The organism is Brevundimonas diminuta ATCC 11568, assembly GCF_000204035.1.
Classification (GTDB): domain Bacteria; phylum Pseudomonadota; class Alphaproteobacteria; order Caulobacterales; family Caulobacteraceae; genus Brevundimonas; species Brevundimonas diminuta.
Window position 1 is genome coordinate 662,500 of record NZ_GL883084.1, and the last position, 17,246, is coordinate 679,745.

At 68.7% G+C, this 17,246-nt stretch carries 20 protein-coding genes; 13 read left to right on the forward strand and 7 right to left on the reverse strand.

Going from position 1 to position 17,246, the window contains the following annotated elements; genetic code table 11:
• From BDIM_RS17815 to BDIM_RS03480, 4 genes are all read right to left on the reverse strand, one after another.
• Positions 1 to 329 (reverse strand): hypothetical protein (locus BDIM_RS17815; RefSeq protein ID WP_040344670.1); only part of this gene is annotated, 329 nt, incomplete at its 3' end.
• 46 nt (positions 330 to 375) lie between these two features.
• The gene (locus BDIM_RS03470) at positions 376 to 849 is read right to left on the reverse strand and encodes a GNAT family N-acetyltransferase (protein WP_003164188.1); all 474 of its coding nucleotides are present in this window, start codon (positions 847 to 849) and stop codon (positions 376 to 378) included.
• 70 nt (positions 850 to 919) lie between these two features.
• The gene (locus BDIM_RS03475) at positions 920 to 1,807 is read right to left on the reverse strand and encodes an alpha/beta fold hydrolase (RefSeq protein ID WP_040344846.1); all 888 of its coding nucleotides are present in this window, start codon (positions 1,805 to 1,807) and stop codon (positions 920 to 922) included.
• A 5-nt stretch (positions 1,808 to 1,812) separates the two neighbouring features.
• Entirely contained in the window at positions 1,813 to 2,310 is a 498-nt protein-coding gene (locus BDIM_RS03480) for a Fur family transcriptional regulator (RefSeq protein ID WP_003164191.1), read from the reverse strand.
• A gap of 165 nt (positions 2,311 to 2,475) precedes the next feature.
• On the opposite strand from BDIM_RS03480, the gene BDIM_RS03485 reads away from it, so the two are divergent.
• Positions 2,476 to 3,267, forward strand: a complete 792-nt coding sequence (locus BDIM_RS03485; RefSeq protein WP_003164192.1) for a SapC family protein — start codon at positions 2,476 to 2,478, stop codon at positions 3,265 to 3,267.
• A 240-nt stretch (positions 3,268 to 3,507) separates the two neighbouring features.
• On the opposite strand, the gene BDIM_RS03490 is transcribed toward BDIM_RS03485, so the two are convergent.
• Together BDIM_RS03490 and BDIM_RS03495 are read right to left on the reverse strand one after the other, a co-directional pair.
• Entirely contained in the window at positions 3,508 to 3,915 is a 408-nt protein-coding gene (locus BDIM_RS03490; protein WP_003164193.1) for a MaoC family dehydratase, read from the reverse strand.
• A gap of 17 nt (positions 3,916 to 3,932) precedes the next feature.
• Positions 3,933 to 4,955 carry an NADP-dependent oxidoreductase gene (locus BDIM_RS03495; RefSeq protein WP_003164194.1) on the reverse strand — a complete coding sequence of 341 codons (1,023 nt, stop codon included), beginning with the start codon at positions 4,953 to 4,955 and terminating at the stop codon, positions 3,933 to 3,935.
• A gap of 336 nt (positions 4,956 to 5,291) precedes the next feature.
• Here BDIM_RS03495 and BDIM_RS03500 point away from each other — a divergent pair, with 336 nt between their 5' ends.
• On the forward strand, positions 5,292 to 5,597 hold the full coding sequence (locus BDIM_RS03500) for a hypothetical protein (RefSeq protein ID WP_050796588.1): 306 nt from the start codon (positions 5,292 to 5,294) through the stop codon (positions 5,595 to 5,597).
• Positions 5,598 to 5,667: 70 nt separating this feature from the next.
• Here BDIM_RS03500 and phyR read toward each other — a convergent pair whose 3' ends face one another.
• Positions 5,668 to 6,459 (reverse strand): anti-anti sigma factor/receiver protein PhyR, encoded by a 792-nt coding sequence (phyR, locus tag BDIM_RS03505; protein ID WP_003164196.1) that lies wholly within the window; start codon positions 6,457 to 6,459, stop codon positions 5,668 to 5,670.
• 199 nt (positions 6,460 to 6,658) lie between these two features.
• Here phyR and nepR point away from each other — a divergent pair, with 199 nt between their 5' ends.
• From nepR to BDIM_RS03560, 11 genes are all read left to right on the forward strand, one after another.
• Complete coding sequence (nepR, locus tag BDIM_RS03510; RefSeq protein ID WP_003164197.1) at positions 6,659 to 6,865, forward strand: anti-sigma T factor NepR; 207 nt, start codon at positions 6,659 to 6,661, stop codon at positions 6,863 to 6,865.
• Positions 6,862 to 7,464 (forward strand): sigma-70 family RNA polymerase sigma factor, encoded by a 603-nt coding sequence (locus BDIM_RS03515; protein ID WP_003164198.1) that lies wholly within the window; start codon positions 6,862 to 6,864, stop codon positions 7,462 to 7,464. The genes nepR and BDIM_RS03515 overlap by 4 nt, the downstream gene beginning before the upstream one ends.
• 50 nt (positions 7,465 to 7,514) lie before the next feature.
• Positions 7,515 to 9,227, forward strand: coding sequence for a sensor histidine kinase PhyK (gene phyK / locus BDIM_RS03520; RefSeq protein WP_003164199.1), 1,713 nt, complete (start codon positions 7,515 to 7,517; stop codon positions 9,225 to 9,227).
• A gap of 62 nt (positions 9,228 to 9,289) precedes the next feature.
• Entirely contained in the window at positions 9,290 to 9,427 is a 138-nt protein-coding gene (locus BDIM_RS03525) for an entericidin A/B family lipoprotein (protein WP_025976938.1), read from the forward strand.
• Positions 9,428 to 9,565: 138 nt separating this feature from the next.
• On the forward strand, positions 9,566 to 10,684 hold the full coding sequence (ald, locus tag BDIM_RS03530) for an alanine dehydrogenase (RefSeq protein ID WP_003164201.1): 1,119 nt from the start codon (positions 9,566 to 9,568) through the stop codon (positions 10,682 to 10,684).
• A 74-nt stretch (positions 10,685 to 10,758) separates the two neighbouring features.
• Entirely contained in the window at positions 10,759 to 11,079 is a 321-nt protein-coding gene (locus tag BDIM_RS03535; protein ID WP_003164202.1) for a hypothetical protein, read from the forward strand.
• A 53-nt stretch (positions 11,080 to 11,132) separates the two neighbouring features.
• Entirely contained in the window at positions 11,133 to 12,188 is a 1,056-nt protein-coding gene (gene obgE, locus BDIM_RS03540; protein WP_003164204.1) for a GTPase ObgE, read from the forward strand.
• Between the two features lie 51 nt (positions 12,189 to 12,239).
• The gene (gene polA, locus BDIM_RS03545) at positions 12,240 to 15,134 is read left to right on the forward strand and encodes a DNA polymerase I (RefSeq protein ID WP_003164205.1); all 2,895 of its coding nucleotides are present in this window, start codon (positions 12,240 to 12,242) and stop codon (positions 15,132 to 15,134) included.
• Between the two features lie 29 nt (positions 15,135 to 15,163).
• Positions 15,164 to 15,472, forward strand: coding sequence for a GNAT family N-acetyltransferase (locus BDIM_RS03550; protein ID WP_003164207.1), 309 nt, complete (start codon positions 15,164 to 15,166; stop codon positions 15,470 to 15,472).
• A gap of 39 nt (positions 15,473 to 15,511) precedes the next feature.
• Positions 15,512 to 16,735 (forward strand): BaiN/RdsA family NAD(P)/FAD-dependent oxidoreductase, encoded by a 1,224-nt coding sequence (locus BDIM_RS03555; protein ID WP_003164208.1) that lies wholly within the window; start codon positions 15,512 to 15,514, stop codon positions 16,733 to 16,735.
• 146 nt (positions 16,736 to 16,881) lie between these two features.
• Entirely contained in the window at positions 16,882 to 17,229 is a 348-nt protein-coding gene (locus tag BDIM_RS03560) for a TFIIB-type zinc ribbon-containing protein (protein ID WP_040344671.1), read from the forward strand.
• The last annotated feature ends 17 nt before the right edge of the window (positions 17,230 to 17,246 follow it).

Consider the following 17,246-nt stretch of genomic DNA (forward strand, 5'->3'; position numbering starts at 1 on the left):
TCGGCGTCGTCCGTCGGAACGGGCCGAAGCTCATGGCCTTGGGCCTCGAGCTCGGAGGCGATCTGGGACAACCAGGCGGCGCCGCTGGAATCGGGACCGTCGCGATCATGGACATAGACGGGCGTAAGGCCGAAGGCGGCGCCCCCGGCCGCCGCTTCCAGCCGCGCCTCGAACCCCTCGGGCGCGATGATCGGCTGAGGCTCATGACGCGCGACCGCCAGCCACCAAGCGGCCAGCGCCACCCCCAGCATCAGCAGGCCCAGGACAGCGCCGATCAGCGCGCCCAGCAGGATGCGCGGCAGTTGAGAAGAAGAGGCGGACGACGTCATCGTCCGTCAGGACTAGCATCGAACCGACGCACGACAACCCCTGAGGCTAGGGCGTGGTCTTCATGGCCTGGGCCGACCAGCGCACCACAACCTTCTCTTCCTGCTCGGCGCCGAGGCGGGCGTAGAAGCGCCGCGCGCCGTGATTGTCCGCGCGAACCTCCCAGCGGCCGCTCAGCCCCTCGCCCGCAGCCTCGGCCGCGAAAGCCCGCATCAGCGCCTCGCCTACGCCAGCGCCGCGCGCCTCTTCGGCCACGAACAGGTCGTCGAGGTTGAGGTAGTCCCCGCCCCGCCAGATGCCGTAGACCCGCGTCCAGGAGACGAAACCCGCCGCCCGCCCCGCGATCTCGGCCAGAAGGAAGGCGGCGCGCGGCGGCTGGGTCGACAACGCCTGCGCCAGACTGTCCGGCGTGGCGGCGAGATAGGGCGTCAGGCCCTCATGCTCCGCCAGAGCGCGCATCAGGGCGTGGATGCGCCCGGCGTCCGTCGCCGTCGCGCGGCGCACCGTCAGGTCTGCGGTCATGACGATCCTCCCTCTCGGCCGGTTCCGTACGGCCTTTTGGCGCGACAGGGACGTTCCGCCAAGCGCGGGATCAGACCGCCAGGTCGAACAGGGCGTCGCGCGTGATCTCGGCGTGGGTCATGGGGAACAGATGGCCGCCGCCCGCCGTCGTCTCGACCTGCATGGCCGCGCGACGCGCTGAGGGCCGAACCGCGCACAGGCTGCCCGTCTCGCCCTTGAGGATGCGCACCGCTCCTGGATAGCGGGCCAGCGCCCGCCACGGGTCGTGCGCCTGGGCGGCGTAGTTGGAGGCCTCCCACGCCGGGCTGCAGGTCAGCTCCAGTCCCCGATCCGTCTCGGCCAGGCCGTCGGCCAGATAGTCGGCCAGCATCAGGTCCGGCCAGCCCTTGAAGGCGCCGCGTCCGCGATAGGCGACCAGGGCCTGTTCGCGGCTGTCGAACACCGCGCGGCGTTTCAGGGTGCGCGAGACGATGGGAAAGCCACGCGACAGTCGGCCCGCCAGCGGAAGGTTCAGCGCCATCACCATGGGACGCGGCCAGATCACCGGGTCGAGGAGCAGCAGGCGCGACACCCGCTCGGGCTGTTCGGCGGCGGCCAGCAGGCCGCTGGTCCCGCCGATGGAGTGGCCGGCCAGAGCCACGGGCGGGCCGCCGATCGCCTCCAGCAGGCCGATCAGGTCGTCGCGGTGATCCTTCCAGCTGCGATGGCCGTCCGGCTCGGCAGGCAGGCGCGTCGCGCCGTGGCCGCGCAGGTCGGGCGCCCAGATGCGCAGGGCGCTGGACAAGGGCTGCAGCAGGGTGCGGTAGGTGCGGGCGTTGAAGCCGTTGGCGTGGACGAAGACCAGATCGACCGGCCGCTCGCGATCGCCGAAGTCCAGAACCGCCATCTCGCCGCCGCCCCAGCGATTGTCGATGGGGACGCTGATCCGGCGCGGCGCCGACAGGGCCAGGGCGTCCATCAGGTTCAGGCCGCCACGCGACAAGCCGGGCAGCGGCCATGCCCTTCTATGGTGGTGCGCTCGATGGCGTAGCCGGCGCCGGCGGCGGCGCGGGCGAAGGCGTCGCCGCCCTGGACCGCCACCTCTTCGGCGGCGCCGCAGCAGTCGCAGATCAGGAAGGCCGCCGCGTGGCCCTTGTCTTCGCCCAGGGCGTCAGCGGTGCAGGCGACATAGGCGCTGATGGAGGCGATGCGGTGCGCCAGGCCCCGACGTTCCAGGAAGTCGAGCGCGCGATAGACGGTCGGCGGCTTCGCCGCCTGGCCGTCCAGGCCGTAACGGGCGATCAGGTCATAGGCCTTCACCGGCTCGCCCGCCGTCAGCAGCAGCTCCAGCACCCGGCGACGCGGGGCGGTCATGCGCTCGCCGTCGGCGGCGCAGCGCGCCTCGACGGCTGTCAGGGCGCGCTCCACCTCGGCGGCGCCGAGCTCGTGTTCAGCGTGTTCATGATCGCAGGCCAGACCCATGGCCTACAGCTAGGAGGTCAGGGCCGCCGCTGCAACCGCATCGACGGTCGCACCCGCTCGGGCCGCCGCCCGCAGCCGGCGCAATGTGGCCAAACAGCGGCGTTTGCGGCGGCCCCGGCCATGGGCTAGAAGAACCGTCCTTTCTGTTCAGAAGATCCGTTTTTCATGACCGACGCCATCCAAGCGAACAGCCCCCTGTCGGGCAACGTCCTGTTCTATTCCCAGCCCGAACCCCTGTCGGCCGAGGCTCACGGCAAGCTGGGCGTGACCCCGGCGGACAAGCCCTACGCCTTCGTCGCCCAGACCAATGTGGTGCCGCTGACGGTGACGGAGTTCGCCCCGGCCGCCCTGTCCTATCCGGTCATCTTCGTCGGCGACGCCAAGCAGCCGGTCGCCGCCATGGGCCTGAACGCCGGCGAGAACCTGTTCATCGAGGACGGCGACTTCCGTCCCGACGCCTACATCCCGGCCTACGTCCGTCGCTACCCCTTCGTCTTCGCCAATGACGAAGAGCAGAAGCGCCTGGTGCTGTGCATCGACCGCGCCGCCCCCTTCGTGGTCGAAGGCGGCGAGACCCCCCTGTTCGAAAACGGCCAGCCCAGCGGCTACGTCAACTTCGGCATGGAGTTCTGCAACAACTTCGAGCAGGAGCGCGTGCGCAGCGAATCCTTCGTCGCCCTGCTGAAGGAACTGGACCTGTTCGAGGTGCGCGAGGCCAACTACACCCCGCGCAACGCCGACGGCACGGCCGGAACGCCGCAGAAGATCGCCGAATACTTCGCCGTCTCGGAAGACAAGCTGAAGGCCCTGCCGGCCGAAAAGCTGGCAGAACTGCGCGACAACGGCGCCCTGGGCCAGATCTACGCCCACCTGGTGTCGCTGCTGGGCTGGGATCGTCTGATCGCCGTGGCCCTGACCCGCGCCGCCAAGCAGCAGCCGGTCGCCGCCAACGCCTGATTTTTTGAGGGCCTAACGCGCGTCCGCGCTGCTTGAGGCCCTTGGAACACCAAACGGCAACGCCCCGTCAGGAAACTGGCGGGGCGTTTTCTTATCTTTCTCCTCTTGTGGGAGAAGGTGGCCCGCCAGGGCCGGATGAGGGGTCTCTCCGAAGTTTGACGCCGGCTGACGGTCAAGGGCGCGAAACCCCTCATCCGTCCGGCTTCGCCGTCCACCTTCTCCCCCAAGGGGAGAAGGATTCTAACGGCGCGCGACCAGGGCGCGGGTCAGGCAGGAGAAGACCAGCCGCCCCGCCTCGTCCAGCAAGTCCTGCTGGGCGATGACCACGCCCTTTTCGTCCCCGACCGGATCCTTGCCCATGATGGTCAGACGGCCGCGCAGGAGCTCGCCCGCCGGGGGACTGCGCAGGAAGCGAAGCCCGTCGACCGCCAGGGTCTTGGCCCCCGCCCAACCGCTGGTGCGGTCGGCGGCCAGGCGGCTCCACAAGGCGTAGACCATGGCCTCGGGCGCGCCGTAGGCCACGTCCCAGCCCGGCTGGAACCGCTCGGCGAACAGATCCAGCGCCGCCGCATCCACGGCGCAGGCGCCCAGAGGGATGACCTGACCGATCTCGAGATCCTCGAAATGGACGTTCAGCGGCTCGGTCATGCGCGGTCTTCCCTCCGTCAGGCGGCCGGTTCTTCCGACACCCTGACCATCAGCTTGCCGTCATGGTCGCCCGTGAACAAGCGGTTCAGCGAACCGACCGCCCCTTCCAGCCCGTCGTCGACATGGACCTTCCAGTGGATCTTCCCGTCGGCCAGCCACGGGCCCATCTCGGCGACCATCTCCTTGGCGCGGTGAGCGTAGTCGAGGACCAAGAAGCCCTTCACATCCAGGCGGTGGGTGATGATGCGGGCGAAGTTGGGCGAAGGCGGCATCCGCGTGGCGTTGTAGGCCGAAATCAGGCCGCAGACAGCCATGCGGCCGTGCACCTTCAGCCGGTTCCAGACGGCGATCATAATGTCGCCGCCGACGTTCTCAAAATTGAGGTCGATGCCGTCGGGGGCCAGGCGGTCCAGGGCGTCGCCGACGTCCTCGTTCTTATAGTCGACGGCGCCGTCGAAGCCGAGCTCCTCGGTCAGCCAGCGGCATTTCTCGGCGCCCCCGGCGATGCCGATGACGCGGCAGCCGCGCTGCTTGGCCACCTGACCGGCGATGGAGCCGACCGCCCCCGCCGCCGCCGAAATGACCAGGGTCTCCCCGGCCTTCGCCTTCAGCACGTCGGTGACGCCGAAATAGGCGGTCATGCCGGTCATGCCCAGGACGGACAGGTTGGCCGTCAACGGCAGGCCCGGCGCACGGTGGACCGGCCGCAGCCCCGCCTCGGGCACGACGGCGTAGTCAGCCCAGGCGCCCGACAGGGGCATGACCAGATCGCCTTCCTTGTATCGCTCGCCGCGCGACTGCTCGACCACGCCCAGGGTCAGGCCGCGCATGACGTCGCCCAGGCCGACGGGCGGCAGATAGCCTTCGGAATCATTCATCCAGGTGCGGTTGGTCGGGTCGATCGACAGATAGACGGTGCGAACCAAAACCTCGCCGTCCTTCAGATCGGGCAGGACGCTCTCGACCAACTCCAGATCGCCGTCCTGAATCAGGCCGTGCGGCCGCTGACGCAGGATCCATTGTCTGTTGCGCAGGCTCATCAATCGATCTCCCAAAGCGTTTTCTTTCAGAACCCATAGTGACGCCTCGCCGCCAGAGGGCAAGCGCGACGGATCGACCGGTCGCCCCGGCCTGCCGACAAAAAAGAAGGCGGACCCGTTCAGGATCCGCCTAGGAGTCGCATCATCGAGAATGAGGCGAGGGCGAAGACCGGCCGAGCCGGTCCGGGGGAACGACCCTCGACAATCAGATAACGGCGAACGCGAAACTCGGTTCCAAAGGGCGCGGACCGCCCGGCGCTCCTCCCCGTCGGAACGGCGGAGCGGGGGCGGCGTTGGCCCTAGAGGTTTCCAGACCGCGAAAAAGGAGGCGAGCCGATGACCCACCAAGACCCGCATTCCCACTCCGCCGACGCCGTGCACGAGCACCAGGGGGTGGAGGCTCAGTATGTGCGCCAAGGCCGAAGCGGACGCCGCATCCTGGTGCTGCTGATCGTTTCGGCCGGGGCCGCCGCCATCCTGCTGCTGGGGTGGTGGGCGATCAACAACGCGGGGCTCCAACGCACCTCGGAAGCTACCGACGCGACGCCCGAACCCTCGCCGGTTGTGCAGACCGACCCTGCGGTCCGCCCCGCGGGGCCGGAAGCCGCGCCGCCGCCTGTCGAACCGCCTCCGGCGCCCTGATGCGGTTCTGAACGAAAAAGGGCTCCGCTGCGGCGGAGCCCTTGATCTTGGCCGAAGAAATTCAGCCCGATCAGGCGGCCTGCTTCTGGCGCGACGGATGGAAGAACAGCGCCTGGCTGATCGCCGCCTTCACCGTCTCCGGCTGGAAGGGCTTGGTGATCAGGAAGGTCGGCTCGGGGCGCTCGCCGGTCAGCAGCCGCTCGGGGAAGGCGGTGATGAAGATGACCGGCACGTCGAACTTCTTGAGGATGTCCTTCACCGCATCGATGCCCGACGAGCCGTCGGCCAGCTGGATGTCGGCCAGCACCAAGCCCGGCGTGTGGCGCGACACGGCGTCCACGGCCTCGTCATGGGTGGTGGCGGTGCCGGTGACGCGGTGGCCCAGCTCCTTCACCAGGCTTTCGATGTCGGCCGAGATGATGGCTTCATCTTCAATGATCAGGACGTCGGTGGCCAGCTCGGCGTCGATGTCCGACTGGGCCTCGGCGATCAGCCGTTCGACCGTGCGCGGATCGACGGCCAGGATCTGGGCCGCCTCGGACGGCGTGAATCCTTCCAGCGCGGTCAGCAGGAACGCCTGGCGCGAGCGCGGCGAAATCCGCATCAGGCGATGGGCGGCGTCGTCGCCCTCAGCCGCCGCGCCGTCCTCGAGCTGGGCGCCCGTGGCCGCCCAGATGGTGTGGAAAACATGATATAAAGCCACGCGCGGCGTCATGTCCGTCGGCAGCTGGCGCTCGCCCGCCGCGAGGGCTTCAAGGGCCACGCGGACGTAGTTGTCGCCCGTCGCCTGGTCGCCGGTCAGCGCCCGGGCGTAACGACGAACGTAAGGCAGATGAGGCGCTAGTCTGGCCAGAAGGCTCATATTGGTTCGTTCCCCGACAATCTTCGCGCCGCATGTCTAATGGCGCACCAGCGGATTGAACGTGCCAAATGGGCCGCGGTTCCCGCACCGTCCGCCAGCTTGAGCATAAAAACGTCCGGCGTTAGGAACTCTATGCGAGAGGCGGCGTTTTCCGTTTCTACAGGCGTTTCAACTGGCTTGGGCGGCAGCCGTAAACTCGATGATCAACACCAAGGACACCCCCGTTCACCCCGACGGGACACCGTCGAATGAGCGAGGGCTTGAAGAGGTCCGCCTGCGTCAGCAGGCGATCGGCGTGAAGCTGCGCCACATGTTCGACGAGGTCGTGAACGAACCCGTTCCCGACGAGTTCCTCGAGATTCTCAGACGCGCCGACCAAGCGTCGTCCACCAAGGAGGGACAGTGACCAGCACCCCATCCCGGCCCCCGTCGGCCGATGACGGCGCCTTCAAGGCCGAACTGGTCACCCTGATCCCCCACCTGCGCGCCTTCGCCCGCACCCTGACCGGCGACCCCACCGCCGCCGACGACTTGGCGCAGGAAGCCATGATGAAGGCCTGGGACGCCCGCGCCAGCTATCAGATGGGCACGAACATGAAGGCCTGGACCTTCATGATCCTGCGCAACCAGTTCTACTCCGAGAAGCGCCGCTCCTGGCGTCAGACCCAGCTTGACCAGGAAGCCGCCGAACGCACCCTGATCGCCGTCGACGATCCCGAGGCGCCCGTCGCCCTGGACGAACTGCGTCAGGCCTTGCAGACCCTGCCCGAAGAGCAGAGGGAAGCCCTGATCCTGGTCGGGGCCGGAGGGTTCGCCTATGAGGAGGCGGCTGAGATCTGCCAGTGCGCCGTGGGCACGGTGAAGAGCCGCGTGTCGCGCGCCCGCAAGGCGTTGCAGGCCACCTTGGAGCGCGGCGGCTACGCCCGCGACGGAAAGTCCGCCGGGGATGCGATGCGATCCATCCTGGCCGACGCCGACAGGCTGAGCGGCTCCGGGCGGAGATAGTCGTGCGGCGGATCGGCCGGGTTCTGGGGCGAAAGCTCGGATGGCCCAGCGTGCAGGGAATCCGCTTTCGCCTGGGCGTGGCCATGGCCATCGCCCTGCTGCCGATCCTGCTGCTGGCCATGATCCAGACCGAGGCGAGCTTCCGCCGCCAGGCCGCCGAACAGCGCATCGATCTGCAACTGGCCGCCGACCGCAGCGCCGCCCACGCCAAGAACAACATCGACAGCGCCGTGGTGCTGTTGCAGGCCCTGGCCCCCGAAGGCGTCGGCTTCTATTGCGAGCCGCGGCTGACGACCCTGGTCGAACGGATGGACAGCATCGCCGCCCTGGCCCGTTTCAGCGCCACGGGCGAGCCGGTCTGCGCCTCCCGCTCCAATCCGCCGCCCTCCGGCGCCGAGGTGCGCGAGCGGTCCTGGTATCAGCGGCTGAGGCGCGGCGAGAACGTCGTCATGGAGTGGACCGCCGGGAAGCCGAACGCCCTGTTGGTCGCGGTCCGCTCCGAACGGCCCATGGGCGCCTTCCAGGGCGCCATGACCGCCATTCTGCCGCTGGCTGCGCTGCAGCCGGACATTCGCGATCCCGCCCTGCCCCTGGGGGCCCAGGCGGCGGTGATCGACGCGTCCGGACGAGTGCTGACCACGACCGACGCCGAATCCTTCCAGCTCAACGATCCCCAGGCCATCGTCGCCTGGGCCGCTGAGGCCCAACGCGGCGACACAACCCTATTCGAGGCGAAGGACGCGCGCGGCCGCCGCCACGTCTATGCGGGGGCGCCCCTGTCGGGGCGCGACGTCTTCGTCCTGCTGTCGGCGCCCGCGCCGGGCCTGCTGTCCTGGGCGCGGCTGAACCCCTTCGGCACCCTGCTGCTGCCGCTGGCGGCCTGGCTGGCGACCTTCGCCGCCGTCATGCTGTTGTCGGAGCGGATCGTCGTGCGCTGGCTGATCTATCTGGAGCGGGTGGCCGCCATCTATGCGCGCGGCCGCTTTTCGGTCCGCCCCGTCCAGGCCGAACACGCCCCGGCCGAAATCCGCGTCCTGGCCCGCACCCTCGGCGCCCTGGGCGACAACATCACCCGACGCGACAAGGCCCTGCTGGAGGCCCTGGACGAGAAGGACGCGCTGATGCGCGAAATCCATCACCGGGTGAAGAACAACCTGCAGATCATCTCGTCCCTGCTGTCGATGCAGCAGCGGGCGGTGACAGACCCCAGCGCCCGCGCGGCCCTGGGCGACACCCGCCAGAGGATCGCCGCCCTGGCCCTGATTTATCGCATTCTCTACCAGAGCGAGCACGTCCGCGAGGCCGACTCCGAGACCTTCCTGCGCGAACTGGTCGGCCAACTGATCGCCGGAGAAGCGATGCGCGGCCCTCTGGTGACCACGACGATCCAAGCCGATCCCCTGGTCATCGACCCCGACAAGCTGGCGCCCCTGGCCCTGTGGGTGGTGGAGGCCGTCTCCAACGCCCAGAAGCACGCCTTCGCCGAGCGCGGCGGCGACCTTCAGGTCCGCTTCCGGGTCCAGGGCGACACCAGCGTGCTGGAGGTGCAGGACGACGGCCCCGGCGTCGCCGACGCCGCCGGGGCGGGGGTGGGCCGCACCCTGATGATCGCCTTCGCCAAACAGCTGCGCGGCGAGGCTGAGATCGTCCCCGCGCCCGACGGGGGCTCGATCGCCCGCCTGACTTTCGTCACGCCCGAAGCCCACGGATCGGCCCATGTGCGCGAGGTCGCCGCCTTCCGGGTCAGTGGAACCCGACCTTGAGCGTGGCGTTCAGAAAACCTGAGGGCTTCCGTCCCGACCGTCCCATGTCTCAGGAGCATTCCATGCGCAAAATCATCATCCTGGCCGTCGCCGCCGCGGCCCTGACCACCGCCGCCTGCAACACCATCCAAGGCGTCGGCAAGGACACCCAGGCCGCCGGCCAGGCCGTCGAAGGCGCCGCCCGCGACGCCAAGAACTGATCCCCTTCCGATCAGGAGACTGTGCCTGGACCCCGCCGAGAGCATCGCTCGGCGGGGTTTTATTTTTCACTGGCGCGACCTTGGCGGCTCATTTAGCGTCGCCGCGCCCCATGAAGGGGCCAGGACTTTGAAAAGAAGATGCGCGTCGGCTGCCCCCGAGAAATCAAGACCAACGAACATCGCGTCGGCCTGACGCCCGCCGCCGTGCGCGAATACGTCGCCCACGGCCACGCCGTTGTCATGGAGACGGGCGCGGGTCTCGGCGCGGGCTTCTCCGACGCCGACTACGTCAAGGCGGGCGCCCGCATCGCGCCGGACGCCCGCACCGTCTTCGCCGGCAGCGACATGATCGTGAAGGTCAAGGAGCTGCAGCCGACCGAGTTCTCCCTGCTGAACGACGGCCACATCCTCTTCACCTATCTGCACCTGGCGCCCGATCCCGAACAGACCAAGGCCCTGCTGGCCTCCGGCTGCGCGGCCGTGGCCTATGAGACGGTGACCGACAAGAACGGCGGCCTGCCGCTGCTGGCGCCCATGTCCGAGGTGGCGGGGCGCATCGCCGTCTTCTCGGCGGCCGAGACCCTGCTCAAGCACAAGGGCGGCATGGGACTGCTGTTCTGCGGCGTGCCGGGCGTCGCGCCGGCGCGCGTGCTGGTGCTGGGCGGCGGGGTCGTGGGGCTGAACGCCGCGCGCATGGCCATGGGTCTGGGCGCCGAGGTGGTGGTGCTGGAACGCTCCATTCCCCGGATGCGCCAGATCGACGAAGTGACCGGCGGCCGGGTCATCACCCGCTATTCCTCGCTGCACGCCATCGAAGATGAACTGCCCAAGGCCGATGTGGTGATCGGCGCCGTCCTGACGCCGGGGGCGGAGGCGCCGACCCTGGTGCGGCGCGACCAGCTGGCGTCGATGAAGAAGGGCAGCGTCCTGATCGACGTCGCCATCGACCAGGGCGGCTGTTTCGAGACCTCGCGCCCGACCACCCACGACCAGCCGACCTATGTGGTCGACGACGTGATCCACTACTGCGTCGGCAACATGCCCGGCGCCGTGCCCCGCACCAGTTCGGAAGCCCTGAACAACGCCACCCTGCCCTTCGGCCTGGCCCTGGCCGACCGGGGGCTGGAGGCCCTGCGCGCCGACCCGCACCTGGCCAAGGGGCTGAACGTGCTGAAGGGCGAGATCACCCATCCGGCCGTGGCCCAGGCGCTGGGCATGGACTGGCGCGACCCCTTCGGCGTCTGGGCGCACGGATGAAGATAGGCCAACGGGCTTGCCGTCGTTCAGACGGCGCCCCAGGAATGCGATTCTAACTGTTCAGGAGCTTAGCCATGCTGCTTCTTGTCATGATGTCCATCGTCGCATTCCAAGAGACACCGCCCCCGGCCGGGGCGCCCGCGACGGCGTCCGTGCGCTGGTCGGCGCCGCCGCGCGCCGAAACTCCGCCCAAGGCTCTGCAGGACAAGGTCAGCGGCGCCGCCACCTTGCGCTGCGACTTCACGAGCGGCTCGCCGACCGCCTGCCGCATCATCGCCGAGAACCCGGTCGGTTACGGCTTCGGCATGGCGGCGCTGCGCGCAACGCGATCCGCGCGGGCTGCAAACGGCCTCGACGGACTTCACGAATTCTCGGTCGCCTTCGAAGTTCGCTGACGTCGAACGGGTCTGGCCTGTAATTCGCCGCTCTCTTCGGCCATAAGGCGCCCATGAAGTTCCTCGATCAGGCCAAGATCTATATTCGCTCCGGCAACGGCGGCGCGGGCTCTGTCTCGTTCCGTCGCGAAAAATTCATTCCCAACGGCGGTCCCGACGGCGGCGACGGCGGCAAGGGCGGCGACGTCTGGGTCGAGTCGGCCGACGGGCTGAACACCCTGATCGACTTCCGCTATCAGCAGCATTTCAAGGCCGCGACCGGCAACCACGGCCAGGGCCGCCAGATGCACGGAGCCAAGGGCGAGGACGTGGTCCTGCGCGTGCCCGTCGGCACCCAGGTGCTGGACGAGGACAAGGAGACGGTGCTCGTCGATCTGGACGAGCCGGGCATGAAGGTGAAGCTGCTGTCCGGCGGCAACGGCGGCTGGGGCAACACCCGCTTCAAGGGGCCGGTCAACCAGGCGCCGCGCCACGCCAACCCCGGCCAGGAAGGCCAGGAGCGCTGGATCTGGCTGCGGCTGAAGCTGATCGCCGACATCGGCCTGGCGGGCCTGCCCAATGCGGGCAAGTCGACCTTCCTGTCGGCCGTCTCGGCGGCGCGGCCCAAGGTGGCGGACTATCCCTTCACCACCCTGACGCCGAACCTGGGCATGGTGGACCTGAGCCCGTCGGAACGCTTCGTCATCGCCGACATCCCCGGCCTGATCGAAGGCGCCAGCGAGGGCGCAGGTCTGGGCACCCGCTTCCTGGGCCACGTCGAGCGATCGGCCAGCCTAATCCACCTGATCGACGGCACGCAGGACGACGTGGTCGAGGCCTATCGCATCATCCGCGGCGAGCTGGAGGCCTATGGCGAGGGCCTAGCCGACAAGGTCGAGATTCTGGCGCTGAACAAGATCGACGCCCTGACGCCCGAGGCCCGCGAGGAGAAGGCGGCGGAGCTGGAGGCGGTCGCCGGTCGTCGGCCTTATCTGGTGTCCGGCGTCTCGGGCGAGGGCGTGACCGAACTGCTGCGCGCCGCCTGGGCCGAGGTGAAGAAGACCCGCGGCGAGGTCTCGGACGAGGGCGAACACGTCATCCCCGAAACGCCGGGCGGCTGGCAGCCCTAATCCGTCACATGGCCGGATGACGGGGGCGTCGCCGCCCCCTATGTTCGCGCCATGACCGACGCGCCCGCCGAAATCCCCGCCCGCCCCCTCACGCAAGACGGGCCGCCTCTGCGGCTGTGGATGATCGACGCCTCGGCCTACATCTTCCGCGCCTATCACGCCCTGCCGCCGCTGACCCGCAAGTCGGACGGCCTGCCCGTGGGGGCCGTGCAGGGCTACTGCAACATGCTGTGGAAGCTGCTGAAGGACATGAAGGGCGAGGACGGCCCGACGCACCTGGTCGCCGTCTTCGACCATTCGGAGAAGACCTTCCGCAACGATCTCTATGACCAGTACAAGGCTCACCGCCCCCCGGCGCCCGAGGATCTGGTGCCGCAGTTCCCCCTGGTGCGCGAGGCGACCAAGGCCTTCGGCGTCCACTGCGTCGAGATGGCGGGCTATGAAGCCGACGACCTGATCGCCACCTACGCCTGTCAGGCGCGCGACGCGGGCGGCGAGGCGGTGATCGTCAGCTCCGACAAGGATTTGATGCAGCTGATCGGCGACGGCGTGGTCATGTACGACCCGATGAAGGACCGTCGCCTGGAAGAAGAGGCCGTGTTCGAGAAGTTCGGCGTCACGCCGGACAAGGTGGTCGAGGTTCAGGCCCTGATCGGCGACAGCGTCGACAACGTCCCCGGCGCCCCCGGCATCGGCCCCAAGACGGCGGCCCAGCTGATCCATGAATACGGCGACCTCGACACGCTTCTGGCCCGCGCGGGCGAGATCAAACAGCCCAAGCGCCGCGAGACCCTGATCAACTTCGCCGATCAGATCCGCCTGTCGCGCGAACTGGTGAAGCTGACCTGCGACGCGCCGATCCCTGAACCGATCGACGACTTCCTGATACGCGATCCGGACCCTGAAACCCTGTCGGCCTTCCTGGAGACGATGGAGTTCAAATCGCTGGCCCGCCGCGTCGGCGACGGCAAGGCGCCGCAGAAGGAAGGCTCGGCCTTCACCCGCCAGCCGAGCGCGCCCGTCGCCACTCCGCGCTACGGCCAGACCGAGGTCGCCGCGCCGACAGAGACCCATGCGATCGATCGGGATCGCTATGAATGCGTGCAGACGCTGGAAGATCTCGACCGCTGGATCGCGCGGGCCAGGGCGGCGGGCGTGGTCGGCTTCGACACCGAGACCGACGCCCTGTCCTCGACCCACGCCGGGCTGTGCGGCGTGTCGCTGGCGGTCGGGCCGAACGAGGCTTGCTACATCCCCCTGACGCATGAGCATGAGCCGACCGGCGACGGCGGGCTGGACTTCGGCGACGGCGGCGACGCGCGCCCGCCCCTGCAACAGATCGACAAGCCGACGGCCCTGGCTCGACTGAAAGACCTGCTGGAAGACCCATCGGTGCTGAAGGTCGGCCAGAACATCAAATACGACCTCGCCGTCATGGCCCGGCGCGGCGTTCGCGTCGCCCCGATCGACGATGTGATGCTGATCTCCTACGTCCTCGAAGGCGGTCTGCACGGCCACGGCATGGACGAGCTGGCGCGGCTGCACCTCGGCCACGAGCCGATCCCGTTCAAGAGCGTGGCCGGGACCGGCAAGAGCCAGAAGAGCTTCAAACACGTCGAGCTGAAATCGGCCGTCTGCTACGCCGCCGAGGACGCGGACGTGACCCTGCGCCTGCATCGCCTGCTGAAGCCGCGCCTGGCGGCCGAAGGGCTGTCGAATGTCTATGAGACGCTGGAGCGCGGCATGCCCGCCGTCCTGGCCGACATGGAGCGGGCCGGGGTGCGGGTCGACCCGGACCGGCTGCGCTCGCTGTCCTCGACCTTCGGCCAGCGCATGGCCGAGCTGGAGGAAGAGGCGCACAAGCTGGCCGGCCGCCCGTTCAACGTCGGCAGCCCCCGCCAGATCGGCGAGATCCTGTTCGGCGAAATGAACCTGCCCGGCGGCAAGAAGACCGCCAGCGGCCAATGGGGCACCGACGCCAGCGTGCTGGAGGATCTGGCCCAGAGCCATCCCCTGCCCCGCACCATTCTGGACTGGCGCCAGCTGTCCAAGCTGAAGGGCACCTATACCGACGCCCTGGTGGCGGCGATGGACCCGCAGACGAACCGGGTCCACACCTCCTATCAACTGGCGGCGGCGACCACCGGCCGCCTGGCCTCGTCCGACCCCAACCTGCAGAACATCCCGATCCGCACCGAGACGGGCCGCCAGATCCGCCAGGCCTTCATCGCCTCGCCGGGCCATGTGCTGATCAGCGCAGACTACAGCCAGATCGAGCTGCGCCTGCTGGCCCACATCGGCGACATTCCCGAGCTGAAGCGCGCCTTCAAGAGCGGCCTCGACATTCACGCGGCGACCGCATCCGAGATGTTCGGCGTCCCGGTCGAAGGCATGCCCAGCGAGACGCGCCGCCGGGCCAAGGCCATCAACTTCGGCATCATCTACGGCATCAGCGCCTTCGGCCTGGCCGCCCAGCTGGGCATCGACCAGGGCGAGGCCGGGGCCTACATCAAGACCTATTTCGAGCGCTTCCCCGGCATCCGCGACTACATGGACAGGACCAAGGCGCTGGTGAAGGAGCAAGGCTTCGTCACCACCGTCTTCGGGCGGCGCATCCACATCCCGGCCATCCACTCCAAGTCCGGCGCCGAGCGCCAGTTCGGCGAGCGCGCGGCCATCAACGCCCCGATCCAGGGAGCCGCCGCCGACATCATCCGCCGCGCCATGATCCGGATGCCGGGCGCCCTGGCCGAGGCCGGGCTTCAGACCCGCATGCTGCTGCAGGTCCACGACGAACTGGTGTTCGAGGCCCCCGAAGCCGAGGCCGAGCGCGCCGTCGCCGTCATCCGCCGCATCATGGAAGGCGCCGCCCTGCCCGCTGTGGCCCTGAGCGTGCCGCTGGACGTCGAAGCCAAGGCCGCCGGCAACTGGGACGACGCGCACTAAATCCGCTTAACTTTGAATAGGGACGAGACATGAGCCTGGACCCCGAAATCCGCGACAATGAAGAGGCCAAGCGTTACGAGCTGGAGGTCGACGGCGAGACCGCCGTGGTCATCTACAACCCCGTCGCGGGCGGGCGCCTGATCACCGAGACCATCGTGCCGGTCCCGCTGGAAGGACGCGGCATAGCCAGCCGCATGGCCAAGCACGTGCTGGCCGATCTGAAGGCGAAAGAGCTGCTGATCCTGCCGACCTGCCCCTTCTTCTCCGGCTATCTGAAGAAGCACCCGGAATACGCCGATCAGGTGCATCCGACCTATCGGGCCATGCTGGGCCTGTAGGGCATCGCTTCAAGCCCCGCCTCCTGCTAGGGCGGGGCGATGAAGTCTTCAGACATCGACGTCCTGATCGTCGGCGCCGGCGCGGCCGGCATGATGTGCGCCATCGAGGCGGGCAAGCGCGGCCGCCGCGTGCGCGTGATCGACCACGCCCGCGCGCCCGGCGAGAAGATCCGTATCTCGGGCGGCGGGCGCTGTAACTTCACCAATCTGGGGACCGGCGGCGCCAATTTCCTGGGCGAGAATCCGCGTTTCGCCCTGTCGGCCCTGCGGCGCTTCACCCAGCACGACTTCATCAAGATGGTCGATCACCACGGCATCGCCTGGCACGAAAAGACCCTGGGTCAGCTGTTCTGCGACGACAGCGCCAAGCAGATCATCCGTATGCTGACCGACGAGATGAAGGCGGCGGGCGTCACCCTGTCGCTGGGCGTCGGCGTCAAGGCGGTGGAGCGCGCAGGCGGGCGGTTTCAGATCGATCTGGACGACGGATCGCGGGTGACGGCGACGTCGCTGATCGTCGCGACCGGCGGCAAATCCATTCCCAAGATGGGGGCCACCGGCTGGGGCTATGAGGTCGCGCGCCGCTTCGGTCTGCGCGTCACCGACACCCGGCCCGCGCTGGTTCCCCTGACCTTCGAGCCGGGCCTGCTGGAACAGTTGAAGCCTCTGGCGGGCGTGTCGGTCGACGCCGTCGTGCGGCACAAGGCGCCCAAGGATGCAGGCGCGGGCCGCCCGGCCAAGGAAACCGTCTTCCGCGAAGGCCTGCTGTTCACCCATCGCGGCCTGTCGGGGCCGTCGATCCTGCAGATCAGCTCCTACTGGCGCGAGGGCGAGGCGATCACCGTCGATCTGGCCCCCGATCGCGACGCGGCCGCTGAAATTCTGGCCGCCAAGAGCGAGAACGGCAAGCAGGCCGTTCACACGGCCGTCGGCCACGTCGTGCCGCGCCGTCTGGCCGAAGCCCTGTGCGCGCGCGAAAACCTGTCGGGCAAGCTGGCCGAGGTCGGCGACAAGAAGCTGCGCGCCCTGGCCGAGGCGGTCAACGCCTGGACGGTCAAGCCGGTCGGATCGGAAGGCTATCGCACCGCCGAGGTGACGCTGGGCGGGGTCGACACCGCCGCCCTGGACCAGCAGACGATGGAGGCCAAGGCGATCCCCGGTCTGTTCTTCATCGGCGAGGTCGCCGACGTCACCGGCTGGCTGGGCGGCTACAACTTCCAGTGGGCCTGGTCGTCGGGCTGGGCGGCGGGCCAGCACTGCTGACGGTGTGAAAACAAAGCCTGCGGCGACGCGGCGCGTTGTCGCGCAGGCGGGCGATCCCTACCTCTTCTGCTCTAGCGGGACGGGCCCCTCTGGCGGCGCTTCGGCGGCGTGATGTCGGACCGCATTCAACGACGAAAGAGGATGTCATGCCCCTGCTGATGTGCCCGAACGACAATGCGCCCATGCAGACGCTGGACCGCCACGGCGTCCAGTTCGACATGTGCCCGACCTGCCGCGGGGTCTGGCTGGATCGCGGCGAGTTGGAGAAGCTGATGGCCGCCGCCGGCGATGAAGGGCGCGCCGCCGCCCCTGCCTACGCCCCGCCCCCGCAACAGGCCCAGCCGCAGCCCCAACAACCCTGGGGAAGCCAGCCGACCTATCGCGAGCCGCCGCGTCCTCGCGACGACCGCTATGACCACGACCGTCGCCGCGACGACGACTACCACTACCGCAAGAAGAAGAAGCGGTTGGACATCTTCGACATCTTCGACTGACGCCGAAGAGCGGTCAG